Source organism: Pseudomonas sp. dw_358 (assembly GCF_018449655.1).
Taxonomy (GTDB): Bacteria; Pseudomonadota; Gammaproteobacteria; order Pseudomonadales; family Pseudomonadaceae; genus Aquipseudomonas.
The window spans coordinates 1-19,443 of record NZ_JAAVUX010000012.1 but is presented as its reverse complement, the minus strand read 5'-3'; the positions used below and the strand labels follow the sequence as shown (position 1 = coordinate 19,443).

Annotated in this window: 14 protein-coding genes and 1 pseudogene; all 15 read left to right on the top strand. The window is 62.1% G+C overall.

Going from position 1 to position 19,443, the window contains the following annotated elements; genetic code table 11:
• Positions 1–4 precede the first annotated feature (4 nt).
• The 15 genes and pseudogenes from HB675_RS17445 (at position 5) to rpsA (ending at position 18,741) form a co-directional block, all read left to right on the top strand.
• Positions 5–997, top strand: coding sequence for a GlxA family transcriptional regulator (locus HB675_RS17445; protein WP_213879773.1), 993 nt, complete (start codon positions 5–7; stop codon positions 995–997).
• 255 nt (positions 998–1,252) lie between these two features.
• Complete coding sequence (locus HB675_RS17440; RefSeq protein ID WP_213879771.1) at positions 1,253–2,473, top strand: aspartate aminotransferase family protein; 1,221 nt, start codon at positions 1,253–1,255, stop codon at positions 2,471–2,473.
• Positions 2,474–2,563: 90 nt separating this feature from the next.
• Complete coding sequence (gene aruF, locus HB675_RS17435) at positions 2,564–3,598, top strand: arginine/ornithine succinyltransferase subunit alpha (protein ID WP_213879769.1); 1,035 nt, start codon at positions 2,564–2,566, stop codon at positions 3,596–3,598.
• Between the two features lie 67 nt (positions 3,599–3,665).
• Positions 3,666–4,700 (top strand): arginine N-succinyltransferase, encoded by a 1,035-nt coding sequence (gene astA, locus HB675_RS17430; protein WP_213879767.1) that lies wholly within the window; start codon positions 3,666–3,668, stop codon positions 4,698–4,700.
• Complete coding sequence (astD, locus tag HB675_RS17425) at positions 4,697–6,160, top strand: succinylglutamate-semialdehyde dehydrogenase (RefSeq protein WP_213879765.1); 1,464 nt, start codon at positions 4,697–4,699, stop codon at positions 6,158–6,160. The genes astA and astD overlap by 4 nt, the downstream gene beginning before the upstream one ends.
• A 34-nt stretch (positions 6,161–6,194) precedes the next feature.
• Positions 6,195–7,538, top strand: a complete 1,344-nt coding sequence (astB, locus tag HB675_RS17420; RefSeq protein WP_213879763.1) for an N-succinylarginine dihydrolase — start codon at positions 6,195–6,197, stop codon at positions 7,536–7,538.
• Between the two features lie 21 nt (positions 7,539–7,559).
• The gene (locus HB675_RS17415) at positions 7,560–7,847 is read left to right on the top strand and encodes a topoisomerase II (protein ID WP_213879761.1); all 288 of its coding nucleotides are present in this window, start codon (positions 7,560–7,562) and stop codon (positions 7,845–7,847) included.
• A gap of 26 nt (positions 7,848–7,873) precedes the next feature.
• Entirely contained in the window at positions 7,874–8,869 is a 996-nt protein-coding gene (gene astE, locus HB675_RS17410; protein WP_213879759.1) for a succinylglutamate desuccinylase, read from the top strand.
• A 381-nt stretch (positions 8,870–9,250) separates the two neighbouring features.
• On the top strand, positions 9,251–11,890 hold the full coding sequence (gene gyrA / locus HB675_RS17405; protein WP_213879757.1) for a DNA gyrase subunit A: 2,640 nt from the start codon (positions 9,251–9,253) through the stop codon (positions 11,888–11,890).
• 130 nt (positions 11,891–12,020) lie between these two features.
• Positions 12,021–13,106 carry a 3-phosphoserine/phosphohydroxythreonine transaminase gene (gene serC / locus HB675_RS17400; protein WP_213879754.1) on the top strand — a complete coding sequence of 362 codons (1,086 nt, stop codon included), beginning with the start codon at positions 12,021–12,023 and terminating at the stop codon, positions 13,104–13,106.
• Positions 13,106–14,200: a prephenate dehydratase gene (gene pheA / locus HB675_RS17395; RefSeq protein WP_213879752.1), complete on the top strand. Its 1,095-nt coding sequence runs from the start codon at positions 13,106–13,108 to the stop codon at positions 14,198–14,200. The genes serC and pheA overlap by 1 nt, the downstream gene beginning before the upstream one ends.
• Before the next feature lie 14 nt (positions 14,201–14,214).
• Entirely contained in the window at positions 14,215–15,324 is a 1,110-nt protein-coding gene (gene hisC / locus HB675_RS17390) for a histidinol-phosphate transaminase (protein WP_213879750.1), read from the top strand.
• Positions 15,317–16,213: pseudogene (locus HB675_RS17385) on the top strand (prephenate dehydrogenase/arogenate dehydrogenase family protein); the annotation flags it as partial. The gene hisC and the pseudogene HB675_RS17385, both read left to right, overlap by 8 nt.
• A 23-nt stretch (positions 16,214–16,236) precedes the next feature.
• Positions 16,237–16,926: a (d)CMP kinase gene (gene cmk, locus HB675_RS17380; RefSeq protein ID WP_213879748.1), complete on the top strand. Its 690-nt coding sequence runs from the start codon at positions 16,237–16,239 to the stop codon at positions 16,924–16,926.
• Positions 16,927–17,046: 120 nt separating this feature from the next.
• Complete coding sequence (gene rpsA / locus HB675_RS17375) at positions 17,047–18,741, top strand: 30S ribosomal protein S1 (protein WP_213879746.1); 1,695 nt, start codon at positions 17,047–17,049, stop codon at positions 18,739–18,741.
• The last annotated feature ends 702 nt before the right edge of the window (positions 18,742–19,443 follow it).

Genomic DNA, 19,443 nt, shown 5'->3' with positions numbered 1-19,443 from the left:
CCCCATGAGCAGCACGCAACGAATCGGTTTTCTTGTCTGGCCCGGCACCAAGGCCTTGACCCTGGCGCTGGCCGAGGAGGCCCTGCGCGTAGCGCAAAAGGTGCATCCGGAAGTCACCTATGACCTGCAGTTCTATCTGGCGGAAACACCGGAGGTGCCGGCCCTCGGCGCCTGGCAGTTGCCCGGACTGCCCTGGCAGGGGCAGTTGGACGCCTGCCACAAGCTGTTCCTGCTGGCCGACGAGCCGCCGACCGCGGTCCATGCCAGCCTGGGCAGTGCGCTCAAGCATGCGGTGCGCGGTGGCTGTGTGATCGGCGGGCTGTCGGCCGGTGTCTACCCGTTGGCACTCCTGGGCTTGCTGGACGGTTACCGGGCGGCCGTGCACTGGCGCTGGCAGGATGATTTTGCCGAGCGTTTTCCCAAGGTCATTGCCACCAGCCATCTGTTCGACTGGGACCGCGACCGCATGACCGCCTGTGGCGGTCTGTCGGTGCTCGATCTGTTGCTGGCCGTCCTGGCCCGCGATCACGGCGCCGAGCTGGCCGGCGCGGTGTCCGAAGAACTGGTGGTGGAGCGTATCCGCGAGGGCGGCGAGCGTCAGCGCATCCCGCTGCAAAATCGCCTGGGTTCCAGTCACCCGAAGCTGACCCAGGCCGTGCTGCTGATGGAAGCCAATATCGAGGAGCCTCTGACCACCGATGAAATCGCCCAGCACGTCTGCGTTTCGCGGCGCCAGTTGGAGCGGATCTTCAAGCAGTACCTCAATCGGGTACCCAGTCAGTACTACCTGGAACTGCGCCTGAACAAGGCCCGGCAGATGTTGATGCAGACCAGCAAGTCGATCATCCAGATCGGCCTGTCGTGCGGGTTCTCCTCAGGGCCGCATTTTTCCAGTGCCTATCGCAACTTCTTTGGCGCCACGCCACGGGAGGATCGCAATCAACGGCGCAACAGCAGTCCGTTCGAGTTGTCGTCGGTGCCGGCGGAGCGGGGGTAGAGGTATTTTCGGTGAGTCTTGATGAAAGGCCATCTTGGGCAGATCGCGATCCAGCCCACACTTGGCCAATCCCCCCGCCAAAGGTTTAAACTGCGCCTTTGTGACGCTATATGTCGCATTGCCGACAACCCCGGCACAACACGGTTTGGCGCTATAAGAAGTTGTCGCTTGGCGGCAATGCCGGGTGTCAGGCAGCCCCTACAATCCCCCCATCGTCGGCCAGTCCAGGCCCACGTTCCTTTTCAGGAGACTCCGATGTCTGTTGAGCATGCTCAGGTGCAACGCGCCGATTTCGACCAGGTAATTGTTCCCACTTACGCACCGGCGGCTTTCATCCCCGTGCGCGGCGCGGGTTCTCGCGTGTGGGACCAGGCTGGTCGTGAGCTCATCGACTTCTCCGGCGGCATTGCCGTCAACGTGCTGGGCCACGCCCATCCGGTGTTGGTCAAGGCCTTGACCGAGCAGGCCAACAAGCTGTGGCATGTGTCCAACGTGTTCACCAACGAGCCGACCTTGCGCCTGGCGCACAAGCTGGTGGACGCCACCTTTGCCGAGCGTGCGTTCTTCTGCAACTCCGGCGCCGAAGCCAACGAAGCCGCCTTCAAGCTGGCGCGGCGCGTGGCCCACGACAATTTCGGCCCCGACAAGTACGAGATCATTGCCGCCGTCAACAGCTTCCACGGCCGTACCCTGTTCACCGTCAGTGTCGGAGGCCAGCCCAAGTACTCCGACGGTTTCGGCCCGAAGATCACCGGCATCAGCCACGTCCCGTACAACGACCTCGAAGCCCTCAGGGCGGCGGTCTCGGACAAGACCTGCGCCGTGGTGCTGGAGCCGGTGCAAGGCGAAGGTGGTGTCCTGCCCGCTGACCTGGCCTACCTGCAAGGCGCCCGCGAGCTGTGCAACCAGTTCAACGCGCTGCTGGTGTTCGACGAAGTGCAAAGCGGCATGGGCCGCAGCGGCGAGCTGTTCGCCTACATGCACTACGGCGTGATCCCGGACATCCTCACCAGTGCCAAGAGCCTGGGCGGCGGTTTCCCGATCGGTGCCATGCTCACCACCGAGCACCTGGCCAAGCACTTCCAGCCCGGCACCCACGGCACCACCTACGGCGGCAACCCGCTGGCCTGCGCGGTGGCGGAAGCGGTGATCGACACCATCAATACCGACGAAGTGCGTGCTGGTGTGCGTGCCCGTCATGACCGTTTCAAGACCCGCCTGGAGCAGATTGGCCAGCAGTACGGCGTGTTCAGTGAAGTGCGCGGTTTGGGCCTGTTGATCGGCTGCGTGTTGACCGACGCCTGGAAAGGCAAGGCCAAGGACTTCTTCAACGCTGCCGAGCAGCACGACCTGATGATCTTGCAAGCCGGCCCCGACGTAGTGCGTTTCGCCCCAAGCCTGGTGGTGGAAAACACGGATATCGACGAGGGCCTGGACCGCTTCGAGCGAGCCGTGGCAAGCCTGACCAAGGGCTGATCCGCTCTCTGTTGCGACGGGCGCGCGTGCGCCCGTTCTTTTTCTTCTGCACACGGTTGTTTTTTTCTTGAGAACCCTAGGAGTGACACCATGCTGGTGATGCGCCCTGCGCAAATGGCTGACCTGGACGAGGTCCAGCGTCTGGCTGCCGACAGCCCGATTGGTGTCACTTCGCTGCCAGACGATGCCGGTCGCCTGCGCGACAAGATTGCCGCGTCCGATGCATCGTTTGCCGCCGAAGTCAGCTTCAATGGCGAGGAAAGCTATTTCTTTGTACTGGAAGACAGCGCCACCCAGCGTCTGGTGGGCTGCTCGGCCATCGTCGCCTCGGCGGGCTATTCCGAGCCGTTCTACAGTTTTCGCAACGAGACCTTCGTGCACGCATCGCGCGAGCTGAAGATCCATAACAAGATCCACGTGCTTTCCCAGTGCCATGACCTCACTGGCAACAGCCTGCTCACCAGCTTCTATGTGGTGCCGGAGCTGGTGGGCAGCGCCTGGTCGGAGCTCAACTCCCGTGGTCGCCTGCTGTTCGTCGCCAATCACCCCGAGCGTTTCGCCGATTCGGTGGTGACCGAGATCGTCGGCTACAGCGACGATCAGGGCGACTCGCCGTTCTGGGACGCCATCGGGCGCAATTTTTTCGACATCAACTACGCCGCCGCCGAGCGTCTGTGCGGCCTGAAAAGCCGGACCTTCCTCGCCGAGCTGATGCCGCACTACCCGATCTACGTGCCGTTGTTGCCCGATGCCGCCCAGGAAGCCATGGGCCAGGTTCATCCGCGGGCGCAGATCACCTTCGACATCCTCATGCGCGAAGGCTTCGAGACCGATCATTACATCGACATCTTCGACGGCGGCCCGACCCTGCACGCGCGGGTATCGAGCATCCGCTCCATTGCCCAGAGCCGCGTGGTCCCGGTAAAAGTGGACAGCGAGCGCGCCGATGAGCGCAGCAACGGAAATGGCCGGCAATACCTGGTGGCCAACGGTCAGTTGCAGGACTATCGCGCCGTGTTGCTGGAGCTCGACTGGGTGCCTGGCAAACCGGTGACGCTGACCCCGGGCGCGGCTGAAGCGCTGGGTGTGGGCGAGGGCGCCAGCGTGCGCCTGGTGGCTGTTTGAATCCTGTTATCCACAGGTCGGTTTCTGCGCAGCGCACACTCGGATGCGTTTCGCTTGAGGAGAAAGCATGATCGTTCGTCCCGTACGCAACAGCGACCTGCCCGCGCTGATCGACCTGGCCCGCAGCACCGGCGCCGGCCTGACCACGTTGCCGGCCAATGAAGAGCGGCTGGCGCATCGGGTGAGTTGGGCTGAAAAGACCTTTCGCGGCGAAGCGGGGCGGGGCGATGCCGACTACCTGTTTGTGCTCGAAGACGACGCCGGCCAGGTGGTGGGGATTTCCGCCATTGCCGGTGCGGTGGGCTTGCGCGAGCCCTGGTACAACTACCGGGTAGGGCTGACGGTCAGTGCTTCACAGGAACTGGACATCTATCGGGAAATTCCCACGCTGTTCCTGGCCAACGATTTGACCGGCAACTCCGAGCTGTGTTCGCTGTTCCTGCGTGACGATCAGCGCACCGGCCTCAACGGCCGATTGCTGGCCAAGGCGCGGTTGCTGTTCATTGCCGAATTTCGCAGCCTGTTCGGCAACAAGATCATCGCCGAAATGCGCGGTATTTCCGATGAGAATGGTCGGTCGCCGTTCTGGGAGAGCCTGGGTCGGCACTTCTTCAAGATGGAGTTCAGCCAGGCGGACTACCTGACCGGTGTGGGCAACAAAGCCTTCATCGCCGAACTGATGCCCAAATTTCCGCTGTATTCGTGCTTCCTGTCGGAAGCGGCACGCGGGGTGATCGGCAAGGTGCATACCGATACCGAACCGGCCCTGGCCATGCTCAAGGCAGAGGGTTTCAGCTATCAGGGTTACGTCGATATCTTCGACGCGGGCCCGGCAGTCGAATGTGAGACCGGCAAGATCCGTGCAGTGGCCGACAGTCAGACCCTCATTCTCGCCATCGGCACGCCCGGTGACGATGCCCCATCGTTTCTTATCCACAACCGCAAGCGCGAAGACTGCCGCGTCACGGCGGCGCCAGCGCGGCTGGCGGCCGGAACGCTGGTGGTGGATCCGGCCACGGCCAAACGCCTGCGCCTGACTGTCGGTGACCAGGTCCGGGCGGTGCCCATGTCGCCTCTGGCCGCTCGGGAGAGCAAACAATGAATACGCTGTACATTGATGGTGCCTGGCTGGCTGGTCAGGGCGGTACTTTCGAATCCTTGAATCCGGTTTCCCAAGCCGTCGTCTGGCATGGCCAGAGTGCGACTGCAGCGCAGGTGGAACAAGCCGTTCAGGCCGCGCGAAAAGCCTTCCCTGCCTGGGCGTCACGCCCGCTGGAAGAACGCATCGGTCTGCTGGAAGCCTTCGCTGCGGCCCTGAAGCAGCAATCCGAAGCGCTGGCTCGCTGTATCGGCGAAGAAACCGGCAAGCCGTTGTGGGAAGCGGCCACTGAAGTGACCAGCATGGTCAATAAAGTGGCTATTTCAGTGCAGAGTTACCGTGAGCGTACCGGCGAAAAAAGCGGCCCGCTGGCGGAAGCCACAGCGGTGCTGCGGCACAAGCCTCACGGTGTGGTCGCGGTGTTCGGCCCTTACAACTTTCCCGGCCACCTGCCCAACGGGCATATCGTCCCGGCATTGCTGGCGGGTAACTGCGTGCTGTTCAAGCCCAGCGAGCTGACGCCGAAAGTGGCCGAGCTGACGCTGCAGTGCTGGATTGATGCCGGTCTGCCGGCGGGTGTCCTCAATCTGCTGCAAGGTGCACGAGAAACCGGCATGGCGCTGGCAGCCAATCCAGGCCTGGACGGGCTGTTCTTCACCGGTTCCAGCCGCACGGGCAATGCGCTGCATCAACAGTTTGGTGGCCGCCCGGACAAGATCCTTGCCTTGGAAATGGGTGGCAACAATCCGCTGATCGTCGAAGAGGTCGCCGATCTGGAGGCGGCTGTGTACACCGTGATTCAGTCAGCGTTCATCTCCGCGGGCCAGCGCTGCACCTGTGCCCGCCGTCTGTTGGTGCCTGAGGGTGCCTGGGGCGATCGTCTGCTGGCGCGCCTGGCCAAGGTGTCGGCCGATCTGGTGGTGGGTGCCTTTGATCAGCAACCTGCGCCGTTCATGGGCTCGGTCATTTCCCTCGGCGCGGCCAAGGCACTGATGGATGCCCAGGCTCATCTGCTGGCCAACGGTGCCGTGGCCCTGCTGGCAATGACCCAGCCGCAGCCCGATGCCGCCCTGCTGACCGCCGGTATCCTCGACGTCACGACGGTGGCCGAGCGCCCCGATGAAGAGCTGTTTGGCCCGCTGCTGCAAGTGATTCGCTACGCCGACTTCGACAGTGCCGTCCGGGAGGCCAACGCCACTCGGTACGGCCTGGCCGCCGGCTTGATTTCGGATTCCGAGGCGCGCTATCAGGCATTCTGGCTACAAAGCCGTGCCGGTATCGTCAACTGGAACAAGCAGTTGACCGGAGCCGCCAGCAGCGCGCCCTTCGGCGGCGTCGGCGCTTCGGGCAACCATCGCGCCAGTGCCTATTACGCTGCGGATTATTGCGCCTACCCGGTGGCTTCTCTGGAAGTGGCGCAGGTGGCCTTGCCCGCCAGCCTGGCGCCGGGTGTGACCCTGTGAGCCTGCGACCTGAAAAAACGACGGAGCCTGGCCGATGAAAGCCTATGAAGTGAATTTTGACGGCCTGGTAGGGCCTACCCACAATTACGGCGGGCTGTCCTACGGCAACGTCGCCTCTCAGAACAACAGCCAGCAGGGCTCCAACCCGCGCGAGGCGGCGCTGCAGGGCCTGGCAAAAATGAAGGCGCTGATGGAGATGGGCTTCCAGCAAGGAGTGCTCGCGCCGCAAGAGCGGCCGGACGTTCAAGCCCTGCGCAACCTGGGCTTTGGCGGCAGCGACGCCGATGTCATCCAGCGCGCGGCGAAGGACGCCATGCCGCTGCTGGTGGCCAGTTGCTCGGCGTCGAGCATGTGGGTCGCCAATGCCGCGACGGTCAGCCCCAGTGGCGACACCGCGGACGGCCGCGTGCACTTCACCGCCGCCAACCTCAACTGCAAATTTCATCGCAGCATCGAACATCCCACCACCAGTCGGGTGCTGGGCGCCATGTTTGCGGACGCCCGGCACTTTGCCCATCATGCCGCCTTGCCTGCCGTCGCGCAGTTCGGCGATGAAGGTGCCGCCAACCACACCCGTTTCTGCCGGGATTACGGCGAGGCGGGCGTGGAGTTTTTCGTCTACGGCCGCAGTGCCTTTGACACACGCTACCCGGCGCCGCACCAATATCCCGCGCGCCAGACTCTCGAAGCGTCCCGCGCAGTGGCCCGACTGCATGGCCTGAGTGACGCCGGCGTGGTGTTCGCCCAGCAGAATCCGGCGGTGATCGATCAGGGTGTGTTCCATAATGATGTGATCGCCGTGGGCAATGGCGAAGTGCTGTTCCACCACCAGGATGCCTTCCTCGGCACCGAAGCCATGCTTGACGAGCTGCGCGACAAGCTCGCCCGTCGCGGCGGCCAGTTCCAGTCCATCGCGGTGCCCCGTGACCAGGTCTCGGTGGAAGACGCCGTGCGTTCTTATCTGTTCAACAGTCAACTGCTGACCCGCGCGGACGGCTCGATGCTGCTGATCGTCCCTGAAGAGTGCCGAGCCAACAGCCGGGTCTGGCAGTACCTGCAAGGGCTGACCGGCAGCGGCGGTCCGGTCAGGGAGGTCAAGGTATTCGACCTCAAGCAGAGCATGCAGAATGGCGGCGGCCCCGCGTGCCTGCGCCTGCGGGTGGCCCTCAACGAGCAGGAGCTGGCGGCGGTCAACCCGGCGGTCATCATGACCCCGGCGCTCTATATCGAATTGACCGAATGGGTTGATGAGCATTACCGCGATCGCCTGGTAGAAAGCGACCTGGCTGACCCGCAGTTGCTGAACGAATGTCGTTCGGCCTTGGACGAGTTGACACAAATCCTTAAACTGGGCTCGGTTTACCCCTTTCAACTGTAAAATCGCCAAGAGAACACGATCATGTCCGACACCCTGCAGCTGATACTCGAAGACACCGACGGCACTCAGCTGGAAACCTCCTGCACCCGCGTAGCGGTGATGTGGCAAGGCAAGGAATTGTGGATTCAGCACGATGGCCGTGGCCAGTTGCTGATCGGCGTGGATGTCGAGGAAGGTGACGCCGAATACGCCAACCTGCTGCTGCGTCCACTGGCCACCAACCTGGTCAGCCTGCAGCTGGAAATGGAACCGGCCGAGGTCGGTGATGACGAAGACGGTCACGTGCATGGCCCGGACTGCAATCACTAAGGCCTGATCACTTCAAGGAAGTTTCTATGCTCGCCCTCGGAAAACTGCTGCAACTGACCTTGGCCGGCCGCGAGCCGGCCCAGCAGATCCAGCTGACCGTGGCGGGTGTACGCCTGCGCTGGCTGGGCGAGGGCGTCCTTGAGGTCACGCCCCCCGTGGCCCGGGACGATGGCCTGGACCTGCTGCTGTCGGCAGGTATCCATGGCAACGAAACCGCGCCCATCGAGCTGCTGGATGAATTGCTTCACGCCATTGCCGACGGCCGACTGGTGCCGGCGGCGCGGGTGCTGTTCGTGTTCGGCAACCCCGAAGCCATGCGCCGGGGCGAGCGTTACCTGGAACAGGACGTCAACCGCCTGTTCAATGGCCGGCATGAGCAATCCAGTGGTTCGGAGGCCTTGCGGGCGGCCGACCTCGAGCGGCTGGCGGCCAATTTTTTCCAAGGGCCGGGTCGCACTCGGCTGCATTACGACCTGCACACCGCGATTCGCGGCTCGAAGATCGAGCAATTTGCGCTGTATCCATGGCAAGAAGGGCGCGAGCATTCCCGCCAGCAGATGGCGCGCCTGGCGAGGGCCGGGATGGCGGCGATTCTGTTACAAAATCGTTCGTCGATTACCTTCAGCGCCTACACCTACGAAACCCTCGGTGCCGAGGCATTTACCCTTGAACTCGGCAAGGCGCGGCCGTTCGGTCATAACCAACAGGTGGATGTCAGCCGCTTGAAGACGGTGCTGGAACAGCTGATCAGCGGTGATGAGCCACCGCCTGGAGACGACCTGCAAAGCCTGGAGGTGTTCAAGGTCTCGCGCGAAGTGATCAAGCGCACCGATGCCTTTACCCTGCACCTGCCGGCGGACATCGAAAACTTTTCCGAACTGAAACCCGGCTACCTGCTGGCGGAAGACGCCCCCGGCATTCGCTGGATCGTCGAAGAGCAAGGCGCGCGGATCATCTTTCCCAACCCCAAGGTGAAGAATGGGCTGCGGGCGGGGATTCTGATCGTTCCCGAAAGCGCGTAACGGCTATCGCAGGCAAGCCTTGCCCCCACAGGCCGACGTCATTTTCGAGGTTGACGCCTGTGGCAGCCGGGCTTGCCCGCCAGGGTGCATCGGTAAATCCCGTATTTTCGCCAAAACCCCCTCAGAGCCCGCCTGAACCACGATCATTGATCGTTTAATGGTAATGCCAGGCTTTGAGGGGATAGGTCCCTGACGGCGATTGTGCTAACATCCGGCGGTTTCCAGGGTCCTGTTCAGGCACGACCCTCACTGCGCAGATCCGTGTCATAACGTGTTGATTTGTCGTAAGTCGCTGCCCGGCATTGGCCCTGCAGCGGCGAGCTTCGTTCGTCTTGATAAGGATGTGGCGGAGTTTCACCAGAAAAAGGAATCAGGCTTCTCATGGGCGAACTGGCCAAAGAAATTCTACCGGTCAATATCGAAGACGAGCTGAAGCAGTCGTACCTCGACTACGCAATGAGCGTGATCGTCGGTCGTGCACTGCCCGATGCGCGTGATGGCTTGAAGCCCGTGCATCGCCGCGTCCTGTTTGCAATGAGCGAACTGGGTAACGACTGGAACAAACCCTACAAGAAATCGGCCCGTGTGGTCGGTGACGTCATCGGTAAGTACCACCCTCACGGTGACACCGCCGTTTACGACACCATCGTGCGCATGGCCCAGCCTTTTTCCCTGCGCTATCTGCTGGTAGATGGCCAGGGCAACTTCGGTTCGGTGGACGGCGACAACGCCGCCGCCATGCGATACACCGAAGTGCGCATGACCAAGCTCGCCCACGAACTGCTGGCCGACCTGCACAAGGAAACCGTCGACTGGGTGCCCAACTACGACGGCACCGAGCTGATCCCGGCGGTGATGCCGACCCGCATTCCCAACCTGCTGGTCAACGGCTCCAGCGGTATCGCCGTGGGCATGGCCACCAACATTCCGCCCCATAACCTGGGCGAAGTGCTGGACGGTTGCCTGGCAGTCATCGACAACCCGGACGTGTCCATCGACGAGCTGATGCAGCTCATCCCTGGCCCCGACTTCCCCACGGCTGCCATCATCAACGGCCGTGCAGGCATCATCGAGGCCTACCGTACCGGTCGCGGGCGCATCTACATGCGTGCTCGTTCCCACATCGAAGACATCGACAAGGTCGGCGGCCGTCAGCAGATCGTTGTAACCGAGCTGCCGTACCAGTTGAACAAGGCCCGGCTGATCGAAAAGATCGCCGAGCTGGTGAAAGAGAAGAAGCTCGAAGGTATCTCCGAGCTGCGTGACGAGTCCGACAAGGACGGCATGCGCGTGGTCATCGAGCTGCGCCGTGGGGAAGTGCCGGAGGTGATCCTCAACAACCTCTACGCCCAGACCCAGCTGCAGGCCGTGTTCGGCATCAACATCGTCGCCCTGATCGACGGTCGCCCGCGCATCCTCAACCTCAAGGACCTGCTCGAAGCGTTCGTCCGTCACCGCCGCGAAGTGGTGACCCGTCGTACCGTGTTCGAACTGCGCAAGGCACGCGAACGTGGCCATATCCTTGAAGGCCAGGCGGTTGCCCTGTCCAACATCGACCCGGTGATCGCCCTGATCAAGGCCTCGCCGACCCCGTCCGAAGCCAAGGAAGCGCTGATCAACACCGCGTGGGAATCCACCGCCGTGACTGCCATGGTCGAGCGCGCCGGCGCCGAATCCTCGCGTCCGGAGACCCTCGACCCGCAATACGGCCTGCGCGACGGCAAGTATTTCCTGTCGCCGGAACAGGCCCAGGCCATTCTCGACCTGCGTCTGCACCGCCTGACCGGTCTGGAACACGAAAAGCTGCTGGCCGAGTACCAGGAGATCCTCAACCAGATCGCCGAGCTGATCCGCATCCTCAACAGCGCCGAGCGCCTGATGGAAGTGATTCGCGAAGAGCTGGAACTGATTCGTGCCGAATACGGCGACGTGCGCCGCACCGAGATTCTCGATGCCCGCCTGGACCTGACTTTGGGCGACATGATCCCCGAAGAAGAGCGCGTGGTGACCATTTCCCATACCGGTTATGCCAAGACTCAGCCTCTGGCGGCGTATCAAGCGCAGCGCCGTGGCGGCAAGGGCAAGTCGGCTTCCGGCGTCAAGGACGAGGACTACATCTCGCACCTGCTGGTCGCCAACAGCCACACCACGCTGTTGCTGTTCTCCAGCAAGGGCAAGGTGTACTGGCTCAAGACCTACGAAATCCCCGAAGCGTCCCGTGCCGCTCGCGGCCGCCCGCTGGTCAACCTGCTACCGCTGGGCGAGGGTGAGTACATCACCACCATGCTCCCGGTCGAGGACTACACCGAGGGTCACTTCATCTTCATGGCCACCGCACAGGGCACCGTGAAGAAGACCCCGCTGGAGTCCTTCAGCCGTCAGCGCAGCGTCGGCCTGATTGCCCTGGAACTGGATGAAGGCGACATCCTCATCTCCGCAGCCATCACCGATGGCGAGCGCGAAGTGATGCTGTTCTCCGACGGCGGCAAGGTCACCCGCTTCAAGGAATCTGACGTACGTGCCATGGGCCGTACCGCCCGCGGTGTACGCGGCATGCGTCTGCCGGAAGGGCAGAAGCTGATTTCCATGATCATCCCCGAGGAAGGCAGCCAGATCCTCACCGCTTCGGCACGCGGCTACGGCAAGCGCACCGCCATCGGCGAGTTCCCCGAGTACAAGCGTGGCGGCCAGGGCGTGATCGCCATGGTCAGCAACGACCGTAACGGGCGTCTGGTCGGTGCTGTGCAAGTGCTCGACGGCGAAGAGATCATGCTGATCTCCGACCAGGGCACCCTGGTGCGTACCCGCGTCGGCGAAGTGTCCAGCCTGGGTCGCAACACTCAGGGCGTGACGCTGATCAAGCTGGCCAGCGATGAAACCCTGGTGGGCCTGGAGCGTGTGCAAGAGCCATCCGAAATCGAGGGCGAGGAATTGCTCGAAGGCGAGGAGAGTTTCGAAGCGCCACTGACGGACGCCGAAGGGGATGACGCGGCGGCCGACGAAGAGGCGCCGCAAGAGTAATATCTGCAGGCGTCGCGGCGGCTGGTTCCCGACCGGGCTCGCGTCCGAGCAAGCTCGGACGCGAGCCCGGTCGGGAACCAGCCGCCGCGATTCTGCATGTCGAACGTATTCAAGCAGAGCGAGAGTGGATGTGAGCAATCGAGCCTTTAACTTCTGCGCCGGCCCAGCCGCGCTTCCGGAAGCCGTTTTGCAGCGCGCCCAGGCCGAGCTGCTGGACTGGCATGGCAAGGGCCTTTCCATCATGGAAATGAGTCACCGTAGCGATGACTACGTCGCCGTGGCCGAAAAGGCAGAGCAAGACCTCCGCGACCTGCTGTCCATTCCGTCCCACTACAAGGTGCTGTTCCTTCAGGGCGGCGCCAGCCAGCAATTTGCCGAGATCCCGCTCAATCTGCTGCCGGAAAACGGCATCGCAGACTATATCGAGACCGGTATCTGGTCGAAAAAAGCCATCGATGAAGCGCGTCGCTATGGCCATGTCAACATCCCGGCCAGTGCCAAGTCCCGCGACTACCTGTCCATCCCGCCGCAAAGCGAGTGGAAACTGACCCCGGGCGCAGCCTATGTGCATTATGCGTCCAACGAAACCATCGGCGGGCTGGAGTTCGACTGGGTGCCGCAGGCCGGTGATGTCCCGCTGGTGGTGGACATGTCCTCGGACATCCTGTCGCGCCCATGCGATGTCTCGCAGTTCGGCATGATCTACGCCGGCGCGCAGAAAAACATCGGCCCCAGCGGCCTGGTGGTGGCGATCATTCGCGAAGACCTGCTGGGCCGTGCCCGCAGCAGCTGCCCGACCATGCTCGACTACAAGGTCGCGGCCGACAACGGTTCGATGTACAACACCCCGGCAACCTATTCCTGGTACCTCTCTGGCCTGGTGTTCGAGTGGCTGAAAGAGCAGGGTGGCGTGGTGGCCATGGAGCAGCGCAACCGGGCGAAGAAAGACCGTCTGTACGGCTTCATCGACGCCAGTGCGTTCTACAGCAACCCGATCAGCGTTGAGGCACGCTCGTGGATGAACGTGCCGTTCCGCCTGGCCGACGAGCGCCTGGACAAGGCCTTCCTCGCCGGCGCCGATGCGCGCGGCCTGCTCAACCTCAAGGGCCACCGCTCGGTTGGCGGCATGCGCGCTTCCATTTATAACGCCCTGGGCCAGGACGCCGTCGAGGCGCTGGTCAGCTACATGGCGGAGTTCGAAAAGGAAAACGGCTGATGTCCGAACACGAGCTCAAGGCGTTGCGGGTGCGCATCGACGCACTGGACGAGAAAATCCTCGAACTGATCAGCGACCGTGCGCGCTGCGCCGAAGAAGTGGCGCGGGTGAAGATGGCCGCGTTGGCGGAAGGCGAAGTGCCGGTGTTCTACCGCCCCGAGCGTGAAGCGGCGGTGCTCAAGCGGGTCATGGAGCGTAACAAAGGCCCGCTCAGTAACGAGGAAATGGCCCGCCTTTTCCGGGAAGTGATGTCCTCCTGCCTGGCCTTGGAAAATCCGCTGAAGGTTGCCTACCTGGGGCCGGAAGGGACTTTCAGTCAGGCGGCCTGCATGAAACATTTCGGCCATGCCGTGATCAGCACGCCGATGGCCGCCATCGACGAAGTGTTCCGTGAAGTGGCGGCAGGCGCCGTCAACTTCGGCGTGGTGCCGGTGGAAAATTCCACCGAAGGCGCGGTCAACCACACCCTCGACAGCTTCCTCGAGCACGACATGGTGATTTGCGGCGAAGTCGAGCTGCGCATCCACCACCATCTGCTGGTGGGCGACAGCACCAAGACCAGCAGCATCAGCCGCATCTACTCTCACGCCCAGTCCCTGGCCCAGTGCCGCAAGTGGCTGGATGCGCACTACCCGAACGTCGAGCGCGTGGCCGTTGCCAGCAACGCCGAAGCGGCCAAGCGGGTGAAGAGCGAGTGGAACTCTGCGGCCATCGCCGGCGAAATGGCAGCGAGCCTGTACGAGTTGACTTATCTGGCGGAAAAGATCGAGGACCGTCCGGATAACTCAACGCGGTTCCTGATCATCGGCAATCAGGAAGTCCCGCCCACCGGCGACGACAAGACATCGATCATCGTGTCCATGAGCAACCGCCCAGGCGCCCTGCACGAACTGCTGGTGCCTTTCCACGACAACGGCATCGACCTGACCCGGATCGAGACCCGTCCATCGCGCAGCGGCAAGTGGACCTACGTATTCTTCATCGACTTTGTCGGCCACCATCGCGATCCGCTGATCAAGGCCGTCCTCGAGAAGATCAGTCAAGATGCCGTGGCACTCAAGGTGCTGGGTTCCTACCCGAAAGCGGTTTTATAAAGGTTTAGAAACAAATGAGCGATTTCCTCGCGCTGGCCCAGTCGGGTGTGCAGCAACTTTCACCCTACGTTCCCGGCAAGCCGGTGGACGAACTGGCCCGTGAACTGAATCTGGACCCGGCGGCCATCATCAAGCTGGCCAGCAACGAAAACCCCTCGGGCCCTGGGGCCAAATCGGTCGCGGCCATTCGTGAAGCCCTGGAAGAACTGACTCGCTATCCCGATGGCAACGGTTTCGACCTCAAGGCCGCGCTGTCGACTCGCTATGGCGTGTCCGCTGATCAGATCACCCTGGGCAACGGCTCCAACGACATTCTCGAGCTGGTGGCTCGCGCCTATCTGGCCCCCGGCCTGAACGCGGTGTTCAGTGAGCACGCCTTTGCCATCTACCCGATTGTCACCCAGGCCGTCAGCGCCGGGGCGCGGGTCGTGCCGGCCAAGGATTACGGTCATGACCTGCCGGCAATGCTGGCGGCCATCGACGACAAGACACGGCTGGTCTTCGTTGCCAACCCGAACAACCCGACCGGCACCTGGTTCGGTCCGCAGGCCTTGAGCGAGTTCCTCGATGCCGTGCCCGAGCACGTGCTGGTGGTGCTGGACGAGGCCTACATCGAATACGCCCAGGGCGGTGACCTGCCGGACGGCCTGAATTTTCTGGCCGCGCACCCGAACCTGCTGGTCTCGCGTACCTTCTCCAAGGCCTATGGCCTGGCCGCACTGCGGGTAGGCTATGCGATCTCCGCGCCGGTGATCGCCGACGTGCTCAATCGCGTGCGTCAGCCGTTCAACGTCAACAGCCTGGCCCTGGCGGCCGCCTGCGCTGCGCTGTTGGACACCGACTACCTGGTGCGCAGCCGCGAGCTCAATGCCGCCGGCATGCAGCAGCTGGAGGATGGCTTTCGGGCCTTGGGGCTCAGCTGGATTCCTTCGCGCGGCAATTTTATTGCCGTGGATGTCGGTACCGCCGGCTTGCCGGTGTACACCGCGCTGCTGGCCGAGGGCGTCATCGTACGCCCGGTGACCGGTTATGGCATGCCGAACCATCTGCGGGTGACCATCGGTCTGCCTGCTGAAAACAGCCGCTTCCTCGAAGCGCTGGGCAAGGTGCTGGCTCGTGGTTGATGTCATCACTCGGCAACCTGTGACACCTATCATCGGTCGGCTGGTGGTGGTCGGTCTGGGCCTGATCGGCGGTTCATTTGCCAAGGGCGCTCGCGAAAGCGGGCTGTGTCGCGAAGTGGTCGGGGTCGATCAACATGCACCGTCCCGTGCTCGCGCCGTCGAGCTGGGCGTGGTCGATCGCTGCGAAGCGGATCTGGCCCGCGCCTGCGAGGGCGCCGACGTGATCCAGCTGGCAGTGCCGATCCTGGCCATGGAGAAACTCCTGGCCATGCTGGCGAAACTCGATCTGGGCAACGCGGTGCTGACCGATGTCGGCAGCGCCAAGGGCAATATCGTGCGAGCCGCCCGCGAGGCGTTTGGCACGTCGTTGCCGCGCTTCGTCCCGGGGCACCCCATTGCCGGCTCCGAGCAGAGTGGTGTGGAAGCGTCCAACGGGCGCCTGTTTCGTCGGCACAAGGTGATCCTGACCCCTTTGCCGGAAACCGACGCCGCCGCGCTGGATGTGGTCGATACTCTATGGCGGGCCCTGGGCGCGGATGTTGAGCACATGCAGGTCGAGCGCCACGACGAAGTGCTGGCAGCGACCAGTCATCTGCCGCATTTGCTAGCCTTCGGTCTGGTTGATTCACTGGCAAAACGCAGCGAGAACCTCGACATCTTTCGTTACGCCGCGGGCGGTTTTCGTGACTTCACGCGCATCGCCGGCAGCGACCCGGTGATGTGGCGGGACATTTTCCTCGGTAACCGCGAGGCCGTTCTGCACGCGTTGGATACGTTTCGTACCGACCTCGACGACCTGCGCGAGGCCGTGGATGCGGGTGACGGCGAGCAACTGCTCGACGTGTTCACCCGTGCCCGCAGCGCACGAGAGCATTTCGGCAAACTTTTGAATCAGGCCAAAGAGGGCAAATCGTGAACTTTCAGGCCCCAGTAATCACCATCGACGGGCCAAGCGGTTCAGGCAAGGGCACTGTGGCGGGCATTCTCGCCAAGCGCCTGGGCTGGAATCTGCTGGATTCCGGCGCGCTGTACCGGCTGCTGGCGTTTGCTGCCGGCAACCACGGCGTGGCCCTGAGCAACGAGGCTTCGCTGCACTTGTTGGCTGCTCATCTGGACGTGCAGTTCGTCGCCGCCACCGCCGAGCAGCCTCAGCACATCATTCTTGAAGGCGAAGAAGTCACTCAGGCCATTCGCAACGAGACGGTCGGGGCGGGCGCCTCGATCGTTGCGGCCTTGCCTGCCGTGCGCGAAGCCCTGCTCCAGCGCCAGCGGGCTTTCCAGGAGGCGCCGGGCCTGGTGGCCGACGGCCGGGACATGGGTACCGTGGTGTTTCCCGCCGCGCCCTTGAAGATTTTTCTGACGGCCAGCGCCGAGGAACGTGCTCGACGCCGTTACCTGCAGTTGAAGGCGCGAGGCGATGATGTTAGTCTGTCGAGTCTGCTAGATGAGATTCGTGCACGCGATGAGCGTGACACCCAGCGCGCAGTGGCCCCGCTCAAACCGGCGGCCGATGCCATACAGCTGGATTCCACCGAACTCTCCATCGAGCAGGTGTTGGAACGCATCATGAGCGAGTTCGCGCTTCGCGATATCGCCGGGTGACCAGAAAGCGTACGGGCCCCCAGTCCTAGTCCCGTAGGCTTTTCTTTACTTGAACGAAACCCACGTTGTCTGGAGCGTGGCTGATGGGCGTATGTTTCGCCCAAATCTACAGGAATTAAAATGAGCGAAAGCTTTGCAGAACTCTTTGAAGAAAGCCTAAAGACCCTGAACCTTCAGGCTGGCGCTATCATCACGGCTATCATCGTTGATATCGATTACCAGGCTGGTTGGGTTACCGTTCACGCCGGTTTGAAGTCGGAAGGCCTCATCCCGCTGGAACAGTTCCACAACGACGCTGGCGATCTGACCATCAAGGTCGGTGACGAAGTGCACGTTGCGCTGGACGCGGTTGAAGACGGCTTTGGCGAAACCAAACTGTCCCGTGAAAAAGCCAAGCGTGCCGAGTGCTGGATTGTTCTGGAAGCGGCTTTCGCTGCAGAGGAAGTGGTCAAGGGCGTTATCAACGGTAAGGTTAAAGGCGGCTTCACTGTCGACGTTAACGGCATCCGTGCGTTCCTGCCTGGTTCCCTGGTCGACGTCCGCCCAGTGCGCGACACCACCCACCTGGAAGGTAAAGAGCTCGAATTCAAGGTCATCAAACTCGACCAGAAGCGCAACAACGTTGTCGTTTCCCGTCGCAGTGTCCTGGAAGCCGAGAACTCGGCCGAGCGCGAAGCTCTGCTGGAATCCCTGCAGGAAGGCCAACAGGTCAAAGGTATCGTCAAAAACCTCACCGACTACGGCGCATTCGTCGATCTGGGTGGCGTGGACGGCTTGCTGCACATTACCGACATGGCCTGGAAGCGTATCAAGCACCCATCGGAAGTCGTCAACGTTGGCGACGAGATCGATGTCAAGGTTCTGAAGTACGATCGCGAGCGCAACCGTGTTTCCCTGGGCTTCAAGCAGCTGGGCGAAGATCCATGGGTCGCTATCAAGGCTCGTTACCCAGAGCACACCCGCGTCATGGCGCGCGTGACCAACCTGACCGACTACGGCTGCTTCGCTGAGCTGGAAGAAGGCGTTGAAGGCCTGGTACACGTTTCCGAAATGGACTGGACCAACAAGAACATCCACCCTTCGAAAGTCGTACAAGTCGGCGACGAAGTGGAAGTCATGGTTCTGGACATCGACGAAGAGCGCCGTCGTATCTCCCTGGGCATCAAGCAGTGCAAGTCGAACCCGTGGGAAGATTTCTCCGGTCAGTTCAACAAGGGCGACAAGATCTCCGGCACCATCAAGTCGATCACCGATTTCGGTATCTTCATTGGTCTGGACGGCGGCATCGACGGTCTTGTTCACCTGTCCGACATCTCCTGGAACGAAGTGGGCGAAGAAGCCGTACGTCGTTACAAGAAGGGCGACGAACTGGATACCGTTATCCTGTCCGTAGATCCAGAGCGCGAGCGCATCTCCCTGGGCATCAAGCAACTGGAAGCAGACCCTCAGTCTGACTACGTTGCTGTCAACGACAAAGGCGCTATCGTTCGCGGTACCGTAAAAGAAGTTGATGCCAAGGGCGCTGTAGTGGTTCTGGCCGATGGCGTAGAAGCCATTCTGAAAGCTTCCGAAATCAGCCGTGACCGCGTTGAAGACGCGCGCAACGTTCTGAAGGAAGGCGAAGAAATCGAAGCCAAGATCATCAGCGTTGACCGCAAGTCCCGCGTCATCCAACTGTCGATCAAATCGAAAGACGTTGAAGACGAGAAAGAAGCTATCCAAAGCCTGCGCGACAAGCCAGCCACTTCGGATATCGCTGCTGGGCCGACCACTCTGGGCGACCTGCTGCGTGCTCAAATGGAAAAACAGAACTAAGTTCTGTCAGACCATAGAAAAAGGGTGCCTTCGGGCACCCTTTTTTGTGGGTGATCGATCGCGCCGGGTATAGCGAATGTCTTACACGTTGTGGTCACAATCTCCTCTATGGCTTTCTTGGGCCTGACGGTAATCTAGACCCATCAACTGAAGCAAAGGAACTGCTTCAGGGTCAAGGACCGACCAGCCATCGCAAGGACGCCACCGACAGGACGTTGGAATGGCAAACAAAAAACCCGCCTCGGCGGGTTTTTTGTTGTCTGCGTTCTGCCCTGCACATCGCGCCACGGCCCTCGCGAGCAAGCTCTGCTCCTACACCAGCACTACGTACACACCCAAACGGCGTAGGAGCTGACCTTGGTCGCGATGCATCCACCGCGATCCGCCCGGCACGCCGCGCCACGGCCTTCGCGAGCAAGCTCTGCTCCTACGCCGGCAGTGGGTACACACCCAAACGGCGTAGGAGCCGACCTTGGTCGCGATGCATCCACCGCGATCTGTCTGGCACAACGCGCCACGGCCCTCGCGAGCAAGCTCGGCTCCTACGCCGGCAGTGGGTACACACCCAAACGGCGTAGGAGCCGACCTTGGTCGCGATGCATCCACCGCGATCCGCCCTGCACATCGCGCCACGGCCCTCGCGAGCAAGCTCTGCTCCTACACCAGCACTACGTACACACCCAAACGGCGTAGGAGCTGACC